We start from the raw sequence: 14779 nt of genomic DNA on the forward strand, positions 1-14779 counted from the left end.
CGAGCCCGAAGATATCCGAGGGGAAGAGCATGCGCACAAAATCGGTCGACGTCGTTCGTATTTCCACCAAGGGCCCCGGTGACGTCTCTGGTCTGCTGAGCCTGATCGAGCAAGGCAGGATCGATCCAAAGTCGATCGTTGCGATCTTGGGGAAGACTGAGGGCAATGGAGGCGTCAACGATTTCACGCGTGAGTTCGCCGTTTCAGCTCTCCGTACGACCCTGGCGCCTTATCTAGATCTGCCGCCGCATCGCGTTGAGCAACGGATTGCGTTCGTGATGTCGGGTGGGACGGAAGGTGTGCTTAGTCCACATATCACCGTGTTTACGCGTGACGGTGCCGCCAATCACGATTCAGGTATCTCAGGGAAACGCCTTAGCATCGGGATGGCACAGACGCGGGATTTTCTGCCCGAGGAGATCGGTCGCGACGTGCAGATCAGGGAAACCGCAAGGGCGGTGGCTGCCGCCATGGCCGACGCTGGGATCGTCGATCCGCAGGACGTCCATTTTGTGCAGATCAAGTGCCCGCTTCTGACCAGCGACCGCATCGAGGCAGCGGTGGCGCGGGGTCATGAGACCGTGACCAACAGCGCATACGGTTCGATGGCGTATTCACGTGGCGCGTCGGCGCTGGGCGTGGCCGTCGCGCTTGGCGAGGTTGAAAGCGAGATTGACGACGAACACGTTCTCCGGCGGTTCGATCTGTTTTCGTCGGTCGCCTCCACGTCGGCGGGCATCGAACTGATGCATAACGTGGTCATTGTGCTGGGCAATACGACGTCGTCGTCGGCTCCATTCGAGATCGGACACGCCGTGATGAACGACGCCATTGATTCGACAGCGGTGATCGATGCGTTGAAAAGCGTGGGGCTGCACATCGACGACGCCTCCAAGCCGCCGACGGCGTCGCGGCAGCTCGTCAATATCTTTGCCAAGGCGGAAGCCGCGCCGAACGGGAGCATCCGCGGATTTCGTCACATCATGCTTGAGGATACTGACATCAGCTCAACCCGGCACGCTCGCGCTGCTGTCGGCGGATTGATCAGCGGCTTGTCGGGAACCAGCGCTGTGTATGTTTCGGGTGGAGCCGAACATCAGGGACCCCCAGGTGGCGGGCCGGTTGCCGTAATCGCTCGACTGTTGGCAAATGGGTCCGACTGAGCATCGGGCGTCGTGTGCCGTTGCGAACGGCATCTGTTCACGCTTCAGCACGAAAGCGCCGCCGACGGCTCACCTTGTGCCGAACATTCTGTCTCCTGCATCGCCCAAGCCTGGCACGATATACCTGTGATCATTCAGTCTTTCGTCGATAGCAGCGGTCCAGATCGGAACGTCCGGACACTCATCCTGGAATCGGGCAATTCCTTCGGGGGCTGCGAGCAGGCAGACGAACCGAATGTCTTGCGCGCCTCGCGATTTGAGCAGGCGGGCCGCCGCGCTGGCCGAATTTCCCGTAGCAAGCATTGGATCCAGCAAGATCACGATGCGCTCCGAAACATCCTGCGGCGCCTTGAAGAAGTACTCGACGGCTTGAAGTGTTTCCGGATTCCGGTAAAGGCCGATGTGCGCGACGCGTGCTGATGGGACGAGCGCCAACATTCCGTCGAGAAACCCGACACCCGCCCGCAAGATCGGAGCGAATGTGAGTTTCTTGCCCGCAATTTTGGGTGTCCTCATTGCAGCGAGCGGCGTATCGATGTCGACCATCTCCAGGGGTAAATCCCGGGTGACCTCATAGCAGAGAAGCATTCCAATCTCGTTCAGTAGCTCGCGAAACCCTTTGGTGGAACGATCCTTGTCGCGCATCAGCGAGAGCTTGTGCTGGACGAGGGGATGGCTGACGAGGTTCACGTTCTTGGTCATGATATCGCTTTCTCAATTAAGGGGGCGCGTGCGAGTTCGTCCAAGTCGTCGCGTGTGCAAGTAGCGTGCCCCGCTTCTTCTGACTGTCGAGCGCGGCCTCATTCATTGGGCGGAAGGGCCATTCTTCAGGGCGATCCACACGGCTCCTTCATCGCTTGACTCGTTGTTCGTGTTTTGCGGAACACGATCATGGCCCATTCGGAGGATAGGGAATCTGCTCGTCGAAAACCGATGCATTACTGCGCCGTGCTGAAGCCCGCCGGCCTCGAGAACGCCAGGGACATCATCACCGCAAGTTACAGCAAGGACCCCGCGGATGCGGCCTGCAAGGATGACCCCGGCTTGAAGAGATTCTCCGATTTCATGGCCGAGCACATGCCGGGCGAGGATCGAGACAATTCCTACGTGGTCTATGGATACAACGCCGCGCAGGCGCTGGTTGAGGTGCTCAGGCAATGCGGGGATGACCTGACGCGCGCCAACGTCATGAGGCAGGCCGAGGCTTTGAACGGGGCGCACCTCGACATGCTGCTTCCGGATATCGCGTTGACGACATCGCCAAGCGACCACTATCCGATCGAACGAATGCAACTACAGAAGTTCGATGGGCGGAACTGGGTGCGATTTGGCGCCGGCGTTGAAGGCGCGCTGGACAAGAAGTGAAGGGCCATTGGCGGAGGATCCTGTCGGTAGGTAAAACTGTATTTCCGGCAATGGCTCAAATGGTGGGTTCCCGGCAGCTCGACAATTGCGTTGTCTTTCAACGAGCTTGCCGAGCCCTTTCTACGCCGCCGATATGCGCTCCCTGAACTGCGATTAACCCTTGCTTAGGCGTGGCTAACTGCCTTGCAAGCAAAGATTGCAAGGACCAACGAATGTCACTTTTTGAGAACGCGCCGGATCGCACGCTTCCGGAGGTATCGTGTTCTGCCGATGATACGCGCCTGCTGCCGGTCCTCAGCGTGGCGACGCTGTTCGTATCCGCGCTGCTGCTGTTCCTGATTCAGCCGATGTTCGCGAAAATGGTGCTGCCGAAGCTTGGCGGCGCGCCCTCGGTCTGGTCGGTGGCGATGGTGTTCTTCCAGGCCGTCCTGCTCGCCGGCTATGCCTATGCGCATCTGCTCGGCCGGTTGTTCGGGCCGCAGCGCGCGGGCCTCGTCCATCTGCTCCTGCTCGTGGTCACGGCCATGACCTTGCCAATCGCGATCGCGCCCAATTGGGGTGCGCCACCCGCCGATGGGACCGCGCTCTAGCTGTTCGGGCTGTTCGCTGCGTCAATCGGCCTGCCGTTCTTCGCGTTGTCGGCCAGCGCCCCCTTGCTGCAGAGCTGGTTCGCCGGAAGCGGCCATCGCGATGCCAGCAATCCCTACGTGCTCTATGCCGCGTCGAATCTTGGCTCGTTCGCGGCTCTGTTTGCCTATCCTGTCGTTGTCGAGCCACTGCTGGCGCTGAATATGCAGGCGAGCATCTGGTCGTTCGGCTTTGCGGTCCTCGCGCTGCTCGTCGCGGCGGTTGCCTTCGTGCTCGGACGAGGCAATGGCGCCGTGAAGGCGACGCCGTCGCCGGAGACATCGGTCATCAGCGCGGCCGACAGGCTGCAATGGATCGCGCTTGCGGCCATTCCGTCCGGGTTGGTCATCGCGGTGACCGGGTATCTGACGACCGACGTCGCGGCCGCGCCCTTTCTCTGGGTTATTCCGCTGGCGCTCTATCTGTTCACCTTCGTTGTCGTGTTCCGCGACCGGCCGTGGATCAGCCACGCGACCGTGGTGCGCCTCGTTCCGTTCGCCGTGGCCCCGCTTGCGATCAGTCTGGTTGGCGCCAAGATGTTCTGGTTCACGACGATCGTGCTCCATCTCGTCGTGTTCGCGCTGTTGGCGCTGCTCTGTCATGGCGAGCTTTATGCCCGGCGCCCGCACCCGCAGCGGCTGACGGAGTTCTTCCTGTGCACCTCGCTCGGCGGTGTGCTGGGCGGCGCCTTCGCGGGGCTGCTGGCGCCGCAGATATTTTCCGGCAATTACGAATATCCGATCCTGATCGCACTCGCATTGCTGGCACTGCCCGGCATGTTCGCAGGCGGTGCGCGCCAGGCGCTGATGAAGGCGTCGCCATGGCTGGCGGTGGCGATCGCGCTTGCCACGGTCTGGTACGTGACCCAACTGCAGCTTCCGGCCTCCTTCGAGCTGCCGTTCCGGGCCTTGCTGGTCCTGCTGGCGGCCGGCATGATATTTTTGCGCCAGCGGCCGGTGTCATTCGCCGGATTGGCGATCGCCGGCCTGATGCTGACGACGTTCTGGCGTCCGGGCATGGCCCCGATCGAGACCGCGCGCAGCTTCTTCGGGATCCATACCGTGGTCGACCTCGCAGATGGCCGCGCGCGGCTGCTGTTCCACGGCAACACGATGCATGGCGCAGAGCGGTTGCGCAACGACGACGGCACGCCGGTCGAGGGAGCGCCTCAGCCTCAGAGCTACTACTATCTGGGCAGCCCGCTAGCCGAAGGGGTTGCGGCGATACGCAGCGCCCGGAGCGGCTTCGGACGGGTTGCGGTCGTCGGTCTCGGTACCGGCACGCTCGCTTGCCTCCGTCGCGGCGCCGAGAACTGGACGTTCTTCGAGATCGATCCCGAGGTGATCCGGATCGCGAGCAATCCAACCCTCTTCACGTTCCTGTCGCGCTGCGCGCCGAAGGCCAGCCTCGTGCTCGGCGATGCGCGTCTCACACTGCAGGCCTCACTTGATCGCTACGACCTGATCGTGCTGGACGCCTTCTCGTCCGATAGCATTCCGGTCCACCTGCTGACGCGTGAAGCGATCGCCGGCTATGTGTCGAAGCTGGCGCCGCACGGGGTCATCCTCGTGCACATCTCCAACCGTCATCTCGATCTCGCGCCGATCATGGCGAATATCGCGCAGTCCCAGGGGTTGATCGCACTCTTCAAGGAAGGACATCCCGTCGGCGACGTCATGACCACGCTGAGGACGGCGTCCCGGGTGGTGATGCTTGCGCGCACGCCTGACGATGTCGGCAAGGCGGCCCGGCATTGGGCCGCCACGTCGCCGGATCCGGCCAGCGCACTCTGGACGGACGACTACTCGAATCTCCTTGGCCCCATGCTGCGGGCGAAGCTCGGCTCCTGAGCGCGCGTAGAACTGCGCGTGGCCAACTTCTACGGTCATGTTTGCTGCGGTACGACAGAGGATCGGACAGCCCGGATTGGCTAAAGGAGTGTTAAGAGCCATGTCCGATTTTCGTCGATCGCGCAGAACTGACATTAAATTGTCATGCTGTAGGAATCGGAGAAGCTTGCCACAAGCGGCGTGAGGACAACATGACGGCCTTCATCACTTGGAAGGCGGAAGTTGGAATATCCTCGCAAATGAGGTCGGCACCGGATGAGTGCCAAGCGTGCCCGGATGGTCTCCTGAAGCGCTTTGCGCGCGACCAGTCCGGCAGCTACGCGATTATCATCGCCTTGCTGATGCCAGTCCTGGTGGGAACCGCAGGACTCGGTACCGAGGTCGCGTGGTGGTTCTACAAGCACAAGAATATGATGAGCGCGGCCGACTCCGCGGCGGTCAGTGCAGCCACCGCCGGCACCAATTTTGCGACCGAAGCCAACGCCATCACGACGTTCTACGGCTACGCGAACGGGATCGGCAACGTCACCGTCACCGTGAACCAGCCGCCGTCCACGGGAAGCTTCACTTCCAGCTCCCAGGCGGTCGAAGTCATCATCACCCAGCCGCAAGCGCGGCTCATGTCGGCGTTGTTTGGCTCGGGAGCGGTGCCAGTCACGGCCCGTGCCGTCGCACTGGGCAATGTCGGCACAGGTTGCGTGCTGGCGCTCGACCCGACCGCCAATCCCGCCGTGACGGTGAAGGGCAACACCCAGCTCAACCTGATCAACTGCAACCTCTATGACAACTCCAACGGCGGCTCGGCGCTCAATGTCAGCGGGACGGCAACGATATCCGCAGCCATGGTTGGCGTCGTCGGCGGGGTTTCCGGCACGAGCAGCATCACGGCGACCAACGGCATTCGGACCGGCATCAGGGCGATCGCGGATCCCTATGCCAATGTCACGCCCACGATGCCGACATGGTGCGACTACTCGAACAAGTTCAACGTGAAGGGGACGACGACCCTCAGTCCGGGGAGCTATTGCGGTGACATTTCGGTGGCCGCGGGTGCCACGCTGACATTCAATCCGGGAATTTACTATTTCAACGGCGCGAACCTGTCGGTGGCCGGCAACGCTACGATCACGGGAACGGGCGTCACCTTGGTGTTTACCGGCTCGGGCGGCAACTGGGGCTCGGCGACGATCGGGAGCAACGCCAATGTCAGCCTCACGGCGCCGACGAGCGGAACGACCGCTGGAATCGCAATCTATGGCGACCGGAGGATGCCGGTGGGTACCAGCTTCAACTTGACGGGCGGCGGTACACAGAATCTGCAGGGAGCGGTCTACCTCCCGAAAGGGGCGCTGAGCTTCAGTGGCGGCAATGGCACGAGCACGACATGTACGCAAATCATCGCCGACACGATCTCGATCGTCGGAAATTCCAATGTCCAGGTCAATTGCGCTGCGATGGGCGGCAATGCCATCGGTACGGCGACAGCGCAGCTTGTCGAGTAAGCTGGAGGAATGAGATGGAAACGGGCACGATAGGTAGTGAGCGCCGTTCTCGACGACGCTGCATCCTTTTCCGTCGCAGGTTCGGAAATGACACGCGCGGTGTCGCCGCGATTGAATTCGGCGTCCTGGTTCCGCTGCTTTCGCTGATGGTCGTTTCGGTGACCGATATCGGCCTTGCGATCTACCGCAAGATGCAGGTGGAGGGTTCGTCGCAGGCAGGCGTCGAATATGCCATCGCACATGGCTTCGACGCCAATGCGATTTCGACCGCCGTGGCAGCTGCGACGAATTCCAATGTGATCAGCGCTTCGCCGGCTCCGATCAAATTTTGCGGGTGTGCGACCGCCTCGGGCGTCAGCAGCATGACCTGCGGCGCAACGTGTCCCGGAGGTGGAACGGCGGGCACGTACACCATCGTCTCCGCGCAAGGCAGCTACTCGACCATCATCAACTATCAGGTCGTTCCGAACAGCTATGTCATCAGCACCCAGTCGACGGCGAGGCTGCAGTGAAACGCGCATTCTGGCCCGACCGGAGCGGGGCGTCGGCACTCGAATTCGGCCTGATCGCGCCGTTCTTCTTCGCGTTCCTGTTCGGCGTCATCGAGTTCGGGCTGTTGATGTGGACGCAGGTGGGAATGCAGCACGCAGTGGCGGTCACGGCGCGATGCGCCAGCGTCAACGCCACGCTTTGTCCGACCGGCAACCCGAGCGCGATCGCCACCTACGCAACCCAGCAGGCGTTTGGACTGAGCTTGCCGTCCTCGACATTCACCTACAGTGCCGCAGCGTGCGGCAGCCAGGTGAGCGCAAACTATCAATTCCAGTTTCCCCAGATCCTCAATCTGGCGCCGTTCACGCTGACGGCCGCGGCCTGCTTCCCGGCCTGAAAGTTCGCCTCTTGAGGCGCGCCGCAAAGATATCGGCGCCCCGTGCCCGGGGCGCCGATAAATAGGCCATTCGGTGCGTTGCTCCCTTTGCGCTTTACTTCAGCTTCAAGGCCTCGACACCTTCGTCACGAACCGCCTGGAGGCTGCGCGGGTTGAGGTCGAGCGCATGGAGGATCGTCGGCGCGATCTGGGTGGTGAAGGTCGTCTCATCGACGACCCTCGCATGCTTGATGCGCGGCGAAGAGACCAGCAGCAGCACGTTGCGATCGTCGTTGGAGAAGCCGCCGTGCTCGGCGAGCTTGCTGCCGCCGGTGCAGATGACGCCATGATCGGTGATGGCGATGAAGTCCGGCACCCGGCTGTTGTGGAACGGATCCTCATAGAGCTTGGTCAGTTCGTCGCGGTCGAGCAGCTTCTGGATATGCAGATCGGCGGCGTGGGCGAGGATGTAAGCCTTGGCATCTGCGTAGTAGGGATGGCCGGTCGCCGGATTGGTCGCTTGCTGCAGCTCCGGCGACAACCAGACCAGCGCCTCGTCATCGCAGATCTCGAAGCCGTTGGTGCCGAAGCCGGGCGCCTTGCTGTACAGCGCATCGGAGATCGCCACGCGGTCCTTGACGTCGATTGGTGACTGGCCGTGCTTGGCGCTGACGATGATCAGCGTCGAATCGTAGAGGTTTTGCGCCTTGAGTTCATTGACGAACTTGCCGAGCGCGTCGTCCACGAACTGGAATTGCAGCGTGAGCGCATTGCCGGGCGTTGCCTTGCCGTCGGCATAGCCGCCGACGAGCGACTTGTCGGCATCGGCATGGCCGGCCTTGGCGAGCTTCTGGCCGACGCTGACCGCCTGGAAGTTCATGCCGAAGATCGCGGGCACCGGCTGACGCTGGCTGCGCGTGCCGTCATAGCCGTCGATCCAGTTCAACACCGCCTTCACTTTCAGCGAGTCGTAGGAGCGGACGCCGGTGTAGCTCGTGGTGTAGTCGTCGCCGGGCTGGGCGCCGGCGTCGATGGTGTCCTGCGAATTGATTTCCGGCGTGAAGAGCTCGTCGAGGCCCTTGCCCGACGGGCCCGCAAGGTCCTCATAGGCTGGATGCTTGTCGGACCAGGCCGTGCGCATTCCGGCCTCCTTGATGACTTCGAAGATCGTGTTGGTGCGCACGTAATCATGCGGATAGACCGGCACGCACTGGCCGTTCACGAGCTTGCGCTGCATGTGATCCGGATCGAGCTGGGTGTAGACCTGACCCAGCGTGCCGCCGGCGGTGTAATCGGCGACCAGCCCGCTGGAGTAATTGTAGGTCCTGTCGAGCGCTTCGAAGTTGGTGAGTTCGGTTCCTGCCGGGCCCACGCAGCCGGGGTCCGCAAGACCCTGGCTGGTGTAGAAGGCCTTCGCCGGATATTCGGTGCGGTCATAGCTGTCGTCATAGAACAGGCCGCCGCCCTTCGGCGTGGCGCCCGTGACCTGCGCGAGCATGCCGGGAAAGCTGTCGGATGGCGCGGTGGTATAGGCGTTCGGATAGACCACGCCCTTTCCGGTGAGCTGGGCGAAGTTGCCGCCGGGGCGGCTTTCGACCCAACGCTTCAAATCGACGGCGTGCATGCCGTCGACGCTGATCAGCAGGACGTGCTTGTAGCCATGTCGCTGCGAATGGTCATTGTCGTCGTCCGCTTGCGCGACGGCGACGCCGCAAGCCAGCATGGCTGCCGCTATCGCGGCCGTTGACAAGAAATAGTCACGAAAGCCACTCATGAGTTCGCCCCTCTTTGATTTCGGTGAGTTTGGAATCGCCTGCGCTGGCCGCGACAACTTGTCGCGGTCAATTGACGGCGGCATGACGCTTTCATGCGAGTTCGATGACCGTGGTCGGGGCTGACCGGCATCCGATGATTGCAGGATTGGCCCAATCTGGGCGACGCTCCGGCCGGGCGACGCCGCGCAACGGCAAGCTTTGCCGTTCAAACGCGGACATCGCGTCTCTGACGTCTTACGCTGGACTGCGCGACACTGCCGGCTCTATGAGAGCATGAGGGGGAACGCGCATGCCCAACATGTCTCGCCGGCCATTCCTGCAACTCGCGCTCGGCGCGGCGACGCTGCCGGTTGCTTCCCGCGGCACGCGCGCGGAAACGCTTGCGCGCCCCATCACGATGATCGTGCCGTTCGCCGCCGGTGGGCCGACCGACGTGCTGGCGCGGATCCTCACCGAATATATGCGCAATTCGCTCGGCCATCCCGTCATTATCGAGAATGTCACGGGCGCCTCCGGCACTGTCGCGGGCCTGCGCGCCTCGCGCGCGGCGCCGGACGGCACCACGATCACGATCGGGCATTGGGGCACGCATTGCCTCAATGGCGCGATCTATCAGCTGCAATATGACGTGCGCGAATTCGCGCCGATTGCGCTGCTCGCGAGCGGACCGCAGCTCATCATCGGACGGCCCGATCTGCCGGCGAAGAATCTGAAGGAGCTGATCGCCTGGCTCAAGACCAATGGCGACAAGGCGACCGCCGGCACCGCGGGCCCGGGTTCGGGCGCGCATGTCGCGGGCGTGTTCTTCCAGCAGCTGACGGCTACCCACTTCTCATTCGTGCCGTATCGCGGCGCCGGCCCTGCGCTGAACGATCTGATGGCCGGGCATATCGACATCATGTTCGATCAGGCCTCCAACTCGCTGCCGCAGGTGAAGAGCGGAACCGTGAAGGCTTTTGCGGTGACCGCATCATCGCGGCTCGCATCGGCACCCGAGATTCCGACCGTCGACGAGGCCGGACTGCTGGGACTCTATATCGCCTATTGGCACGGCATCTGGGCGCCGAAGGGCACGGGCCCCGATATCGTTTCGACGCTGTCGAAGGCGGTGATGTCGGCGCTCGCCGAGCCCGTCGTTCGGCAACGCTTCGCCGAGCTCGGGCAGGAGATCCCGTCACCGGACAAGCAGACCCCCGCCGCGCTGCGCGACCATCAGGCCGCCGAGGTCGAGAAATGGTGGCCGATCGTCAAGTCGGCCAACATCAAGGCGGAATAGACGCAATCATCTGATTCAAAAAGTGTTTTTGACCGGCCCCGATCCGAGCTCGTTGCCTTGAAAAGATGGTCCATACTCCTATATGTTCACTCGTACATATAAGAGCGACGATGACTGATCCGAGTAAATTGGTGGCGGCGCAGGCCTCCCGGCCCAAGGGACGTCGCAGCAAGGACATGCCCGACGGCCGCCAGGCGCTGCTGATCGCGGCGACCGAGGCCTTTGCGAGTCTCGGTTTCGACGGCGCCGACCTGCGCAGCGTCGCGGCGGCGGCGGGTGTCGCGCCGAATCTCGTGCGCGTCCATTTCGGCAACAAGGCCGCGCTGTGGGAGGCCTGCCTCGACCGCATCGTTACACTTGCGGAGCCTGTGATGGCCGAGGTGCACACCATCGCCACGGACACGCGCCGTTCGCTGGCTGACCGGCTGCGCGATCTCATCATCCGCGTCGCCACGTTCTATGCCGCGCATCCGCAAGTGAGGGACTTCGTGGTTCGCCACGGCGCGGAAGCGCCGGAGCGCTCCGCAATGGTGACCGAAAAGCTGCTGCGTCCGGCCTATGAGAGCGCGCGCGAGCTCTTCGAGGCCGGCATCGCGGCGGGCATCATCCGCAGCAGCCATCCGGCGCTGTTCTTTGCGTTGCTCAACGCGGCGCTCAACCAGCCGCCGGCGTTTCCGATGCTGCTCGGCCGGTTTGCGCCCGAGATCGATCCCGAGACAGCGCGGACGCAGCTGCTCGATACGACGATCGCAACGCTTCTGCATCTTCCGCCGTCGCAAGCCGACGCCGAACCCGCCGCCGGCAACGGCCTCACGCCGCTGTCGTGACATCCAGTCTCGACCAACACTTCAAACTGTCAGTGAGAGAGTGAACCATGAAACTTCGTCTTGCCCTCGTGCTTCTCGGCGCAACCATCGCGCCCGCGTTGGCCCAGTCCGGACTGAACGAATCGATGCAGCGTCAAGCCTGCATGGGTGACGCGGTCCGCCTGTGCGGCGCCTACATTCCGGATCGCGGCCGGATCAGGGATTGCATGGCGGCGCAGGTCGAGCAGCTCAGCCCATCATGCCGCGCGGTGTTCGATGCATCGGTGCAGGCCGAGCGATCGCCGTCGTCGCGGCGGTGATCCGCGCCGCCGGTCCCAGAATCATGCGTCCAGGCAACAGGTCGCAGCCAACAGCGGTTGCCGGAGGAGCAGTCCTCGCAAATCCGTGAAAACACCTCCTTCCGTTAACCTTTGATTAACCATGCGGTCCGATTGTTAACCATTCGACAAGAGAACCGAGTCAGAGGCGATGGACGCAACTCAACAGGTGGCACGTCAGCAGGTCCGCATGCGCGGCCGTTCCTATGTTGCGTTCGTTTTCTCGCCCGTCGTGCCCGTGGTGTCCTGGCTCGCCGAGATCGACGCGACGCTGGGGAAGTCGCCGGGCTTCTTCGCCGGCAAGCCTGTGGTGCTCGACCTCTCGGCGGTCGACCTCAGCCAGGCCGCGATCGCGCATCTGGTCGGCAGCCTCGCTGAGCGCAATATCCGCATTCTCGGCATCGAAGGTGTCGACGAATCCAAGCTCGGCGCCAACCTGCCGCCGCTTCTGACCGGCGGCCGGGCCTGCGCAATTACTCATGTCGAGCCGAAGACGCCGCCGGCGCAGGAAGAGAACAAAGACAAGGACAAGACCAAGCTGCCGTCGCTGCTGCTGGAGAGCCCGGTGCGTTCCGGCCAGTCGATCGTGTTCGCCGAGGGCGATGTCACCGTGCTCGGCTCGGTCGGCTCCGGCGCCGAGATCGTCGCCGGCGGCTCGATCCATGTCTACGGCACGCTGCGCGGCCGCGCGATGGCCGGCATCAACGGCAATTCGGCGGCGCGGATCTTCTGCCAGAAGATCGAGGCCGAACTGCTCGCCATCGACGGCTACTACCAGACCGCAGATGAAATCGCCGACAGCTTGCGCAACCGGCCCGCCCAGGCGTGGCTCGAGGGCGAAATGCTGCGCATCACAGCTTTGAACTGATCGACCACAAGGAGAGAGAGAATGGCCAAGGTATTGGTCGTGACGTCTGGGAAGGGCGGGGTCGGCAAGACGACCTCCACCGCCGCGCTTGGCGCGGCGCTCGCGCAAATGGGCCAGAACGTCGTCGTCATCGATTTCGACGTCGGCCTGCGTAACCTCGATTTGGTGATGGGCGCGGAGCGGCGGGTCGTGTTCGACCTCATCAATGTGGTGCAGGGCGTCGCCAAGCTGCCGCAGGCGCTGATCCGCGACAAGCGGCTGGAAAATCTCTGGCTGCTGCCGGCGTCGCAGACCCGCGACAAGGACGCGCTGACCGAGGAAGGCGTCAAGCGCGTGATCGCCGACCTCAAGACCAAGTTCGACTGGATCCTGTGCGACAGCCCGGCCGGCATCGAACGCGGCGCGACGCTCGCGATGCGCTACGCCGACGAGGCCATCATCGTCACCAATCCGGAAGTTTCGTCGGTACGCGATTCCGACCGCATCATCGGCATGCTGGATTCCAAGACCGCCCGCGCCGAGCGTGGCGAGCGGGTCGAGAAGCATCTGCTGGTCACCCGCTACGACAGCGCGCGTGCCGCGCGCGGCGAGATGCTGTCGATCGACGATATCCTGGAAATCCTTGCCACACCGCTGCTCGGCATCGTCCCGGAAAGCCAGGACGTGTTGCGCGCCTCCAATGTCGGCTGCCCGGTCACGCTGAACGCTGCGAGCAGCGCGCCGGCGCGGGCCTATACCGACGCGGTGCGGCGCCTGATGGGCGAAGCGGTGGAGATGACCGTGCCGGTCGAGCGCAAGGGGCTGATGGACCGGTTGCTGCGACGGAGGGCGGCATGATGAACGTAATGCGGCTGTTCGGCGGCCGCTCTGCATCGGCGCCCGTCGCGCGGGAGCGGTTGCAGATCCTGCTTTCGCATGAGCGCGGCCGGACCGGCACGCCGGACCTTCTGGAGATGCTCCGCTCGGAAATCCTGGGCGTGGTCTCCAAGCATATCGACGTCGATCCCGACAAGGTCGTGGTCCGGATGGACCGGGGCAAGTTCGTCTCGATGCTGGAAGTCGACATCGAGGTTCCCAACGGCGTGCAACGATCAAAGATGGTGGCGGCCACATGACAGCAGACAGCAACAGTCACATTGCCTGGCAGCGCGCGCAGCTGAAGAAGCTGCGTGCGGCGTTGAAGGCGATCGAGGTCGATCAGCTCGGCAAGGCCAATTGCGGCCGCGCGACGCAGATGACGATCGACGAATTGCAGCGCAAGATCGGCGAATCCGGGCGCTGCATCGCGGAGTACGAGCGCCGCACGCGTCGTCCGTTGGCAACGGACCGGGGTAGCCTCGCCAGCGTCACCTGGACGCACTGGAACGCCAACATGCCGATGGCCAAGTCGCAGCGCCATCGCGCGTGACGGGATAGTTTATCCCGTCGTCATTGCGAGCGAAGCGAAGCAATCTATTTCTCCGCATATGCGGAACGATGGGTTGCTTCGTCGCTGTCGCTCCTCGCAATGACGTGGAGCGTGCGGCGCCCTACAGCAAAAACGCCAGCGCCGCCTCGCACTGGTCCTCGATCTTGAGCGTGAGCAACTCGTCGGCGCGGGTGCGGCCGAGATTGACGGCGGCGATCGGCAAGCCGCGCTGCTCCGCCATCCGGACGAAGCGAAAGCCGGAATAGACCATCAGCGAGGAGCCGACGATCAACAGAGCGTCGGCCTGTTCGAGATGCGCCTGCGCCGACGCGACGGTATCGCGCGGCACGTTCTCGCCGAAGAACACCACGTCGGGTTTCAGCACGCCGCCGCAGGCCTCGCAGGCCGGCACCACGAACGACGAAAAATCCTGCTCGAGATCGGCATCGCCGTCAGGGGCATCGCCGGCATCGAGCGTGAGCCAGGCGGGATTCAGCCGCGCCAGCTCGCTCTGAAACTGCTCGCGGGGCGTCGTCGCGCCGCAGCCGAGGCAGCGCACCACATCGAGCCGGCCGTGCAGGTCGATCACGCGCTGGCTGCCTGCGGCCTGGTGCAGCCGGTCGACATTCTGCGTCAAGAGCAGCTCGCAGCGGCCTTGTTGTTCGAGCTTCGCCAGTGCGCGATGCGCGCCGTTTGGCGCCGCGCGGCCGAACCGCCGCCAGCCGACCATGCTGCGCGCCCAGTAGCGCTGCCGCGTCGCCGCCTCACCCAGGAATGCCTGGATCGTGACCGGCCGCGTCCGCTTCCAGTTGCCGTCGCTGTCGCGATAGTCGGGAATGCCGGAATTGGTGCTGCAGCCGGCCCCGGTCAGGACAAACAGGCGCTGGTGACCGGTGACGAAATCCTCAAGGGCGGGGTGCTGCATGGCAGCAC

At 63.4% G+C, this 14779-nt stretch carries 17 protein-coding genes; 14 read left to right on the forward strand and 3 right to left on the reverse strand.

Features of this window, described 5'->3' with window-relative positions:
- The first annotated feature begins 29 nt into the window (after positions 1–29).
- On the forward strand, positions 30–1163 hold the full coding sequence (gene atzD / locus HU230_RS35475) for a cyanuric acid amidohydrolase (RefSeq protein WP_176534205.1): 1134 nt from the start codon (positions 30–32) through the stop codon (positions 1161–1163).
- Positions 1164–1232: 69 nt separating this feature from the next.
- Here the strand turns inward: atzD and upp are convergent, their stop codons facing one another.
- Positions 1233–1865, reverse strand: a complete 633-nt coding sequence (upp, locus tag HU230_RS35480) for a uracil phosphoribosyltransferase (RefSeq protein WP_210284336.1) — start codon at positions 1863–1865, stop codon at positions 1233–1235.
- 189 nt (positions 1866–2054) lie between these two features.
- Between upp and HU230_RS35485 the strand changes: the two genes are divergently transcribed.
- The 6 genes from HU230_RS35485 to HU230_RS35510 all read left to right on the forward strand — a co-directional run bounded on the left by HU230_RS35485 (position 2055) and on the right by HU230_RS35510 (position 7396).
- Positions 2055–2528, forward strand: coding sequence for an ABC transporter substrate-binding protein (locus HU230_RS35485; protein ID WP_176534204.1), 474 nt, complete (start codon positions 2055–2057; stop codon positions 2526–2528).
- A 212-nt stretch (positions 2529–2740) separates the two neighbouring features.
- Entirely contained in the window at positions 2741–3118 is a 378-nt protein-coding gene (locus tag HU230_RS35490) for a hypothetical protein (protein WP_176534203.1), read from the forward strand.
- Between the two features lie 63 nt (positions 3119–3181).
- Positions 3182–5005: a fused MFS/spermidine synthase gene (locus HU230_RS35495; protein WP_176534202.1), complete on the forward strand. Its 1824-nt coding sequence runs from the start codon at positions 3182–3184 to the stop codon at positions 5003–5005.
- Between the two features lie 239 nt (positions 5006–5244).
- Positions 5245–6507 (forward strand): TadE/TadG family type IV pilus assembly protein, encoded by a 1263-nt coding sequence (locus tag HU230_RS35500; RefSeq protein WP_176534201.1) that lies wholly within the window; start codon positions 5245–5247, stop codon positions 6505–6507.
- 14 nt (positions 6508–6521) lie between these two features.
- On the forward strand, positions 6522–7019 hold the full coding sequence (locus tag HU230_RS35505; protein WP_221345257.1) for a TadE/TadG family type IV pilus assembly protein: 498 nt from the start codon (positions 6522–6524) through the stop codon (positions 7017–7019).
- A complete protein-coding gene (locus tag HU230_RS35510; RefSeq protein ID WP_176534200.1) occupies positions 7016–7396 on the forward strand; it encodes a TadE/TadG family type IV pilus assembly protein in 381 nt (126 codons plus the stop codon). Before HU230_RS35505 ends, HU230_RS35510 begins: the two co-directional genes overlap by 4 nt.
- A 94-nt stretch (positions 7397–7490) precedes the next feature.
- Here HU230_RS35510 and HU230_RS35515 read toward each other — a convergent pair whose 3' ends face one another.
- The gene (locus HU230_RS35515) at positions 7491–9149 is read right to left on the reverse strand and encodes an alkaline phosphatase family protein (protein ID WP_224943917.1); all 1659 of its coding nucleotides are present in this window, start codon (positions 9147–9149) and stop codon (positions 7491–7493) included.
- Positions 9150–9439: 290 nt separating this feature from the next.
- Between HU230_RS35515 and HU230_RS35520 the strand changes: the two genes are divergently transcribed.
- From HU230_RS35520 to HU230_RS35550, 7 genes are all read left to right on the forward strand, one after another.
- Positions 9440–10426, forward strand: a complete 987-nt coding sequence (locus HU230_RS35520) for a tripartite tricarboxylate transporter substrate-binding protein (protein ID WP_176534199.1) — start codon at positions 9440–9442, stop codon at positions 10424–10426.
- Between the two features lie 110 nt (positions 10427–10536).
- Entirely contained in the window at positions 10537–11253 is a 717-nt protein-coding gene (locus HU230_RS35525) for a TetR/AcrR family transcriptional regulator (protein WP_224943919.1), read from the forward strand.
- A gap of 47 nt (positions 11254–11300) precedes the next feature.
- Positions 11301–11552, forward strand: a complete 252-nt coding sequence (locus HU230_RS35530) for a hypothetical protein (RefSeq protein ID WP_176534198.1) — start codon at positions 11301–11303, stop codon at positions 11550–11552.
- 169 nt (positions 11553–11721) lie between these two features.
- On the forward strand, positions 11722–12438 hold the full coding sequence (gene minC / locus HU230_RS35535) for a septum site-determining protein MinC (RefSeq protein WP_176534197.1): 717 nt from the start codon (positions 11722–11724) through the stop codon (positions 12436–12438).
- A gap of 21 nt (positions 12439–12459) precedes the next feature.
- Positions 12460–13275, forward strand: coding sequence for a septum site-determining protein MinD (gene minD, locus HU230_RS35540; RefSeq protein ID WP_092122315.1), 816 nt, complete (start codon positions 12460–12462; stop codon positions 13273–13275).
- Positions 13275–13553 (forward strand): cell division topological specificity factor MinE, encoded by a 279-nt coding sequence (minE, locus tag HU230_RS35545; RefSeq protein WP_171948207.1) that lies wholly within the window; start codon positions 13275–13277, stop codon positions 13551–13553. Before minD ends, minE begins: the two co-directional genes overlap by 1 nt.
- Entirely contained in the window at positions 13550–13846 is a 297-nt protein-coding gene (locus HU230_RS35550) for a hypothetical protein (protein WP_176534196.1), read from the forward strand. The genes minE and HU230_RS35550 overlap by 4 nt, the downstream gene beginning before the upstream one ends.
- Positions 13847–13967: 121 nt before the next feature.
- On the opposite strand, the gene HU230_RS35555 is transcribed toward HU230_RS35550, so the two are convergent.
- Positions 13968–14771, reverse strand: coding sequence for an NAD-dependent protein deacetylase (locus HU230_RS35555; protein WP_176534195.1), 804 nt, complete (start codon positions 14769–14771; stop codon positions 13968–13970).
- Between the last annotated feature and the right edge of the window lie 8 nt (positions 14772–14779).

The sequence above is a fragment of the Bradyrhizobium quebecense genome (genome assembly GCF_013373795.3).
GTDB classification, from domain to species: domain Bacteria; phylum Pseudomonadota; class Alphaproteobacteria; order Rhizobiales; family Xanthobacteraceae; genus Bradyrhizobium; species Bradyrhizobium quebecense.

Bases quoted from the DNA above. Each gene is read 5' to 3' on its own strand.
- HU230_RS35515 (WP_224943917.1), bottom strand. From the start codon at position 9,149: ATGAGTGGCTTTCGTGACTATTTCTTGTCAACGGCCGCGATAGCGGCA.
- HU230_RS35550 (WP_176534196.1), top strand. From the start codon at position 13,550: ATGACAGCAGACAGCAACAGTCACATTGCCTGGCAGCGCGCGCAGCTG.
- HU230_RS35520 (WP_176534199.1), top strand. From the start codon at position 9,440: ATGCCCAACATGTCTCGCCGGCCATTCCTGCAACTCGCGCTCGGCGCG.
- HU230_RS35525 (WP_224943919.1), top strand. From the start codon at position 10,537: ATGACTGATCCGAGTAAATTGGTGGCGGCGCAGGCCTCCCGGCCCAAG.
- HU230_RS35555 (WP_176534195.1), bottom strand. From the start codon at position 14,771: ATGCAGCACCCCGCCCTTGAGGATTTCGTCACCGGTCACCAGCGCCTG.
- HU230_RS35490 (WP_176534203.1), top strand. From the start codon at position 2,741: ATGTCACTTTTTGAGAACGCGCCGGATCGCACGCTTCCGGAGGTATCG.
- minC (WP_176534197.1), top strand. From the start codon at position 11,722: ATGGACGCAACTCAACAGGTGGCACGTCAGCAGGTCCGCATGCGCGGC.
- minE (WP_171948207.1), top strand. From the start codon at position 13,275: ATGAACGTAATGCGGCTGTTCGGCGGCCGCTCTGCATCGGCGCCCGTC.
- HU230_RS35505 (WP_221345257.1), top strand. From the start codon at position 6,522: ATGGAAACGGGCACGATAGGTAGTGAGCGCCGTTCTCGACGACGCTGC.
- HU230_RS35530 (WP_176534198.1), top strand. From the start codon at position 11,301: ATGAAACTTCGTCTTGCCCTCGTGCTTCTCGGCGCAACCATCGCGCCC.
- minD (WP_092122315.1), top strand. From the start codon at position 12,460: ATGGCCAAGGTATTGGTCGTGACGTCTGGGAAGGGCGGGGTCGGCAAG.
- upp (WP_210284336.1), bottom strand. From the start codon at position 1,865: ATGACCAAGAACGTGAACCTCGTCAGCCATCCCCTCGTCCAGCACAAG.
- HU230_RS35500 (WP_176534201.1), top strand. From the start codon at position 5,245: ATGAGGTCGGCACCGGATGAGTGCCAAGCGTGCCCGGATGGTCTCCTG.
- atzD (WP_176534205.1), top strand. From the start codon at position 30: ATGCGCACAAAATCGGTCGACGTCGTTCGTATTTCCACCAAGGGCCCC.
- HU230_RS35485 (WP_176534204.1), top strand. From the start codon at position 2,055: ATGGCCCATTCGGAGGATAGGGAATCTGCTCGTCGAAAACCGATGCAT.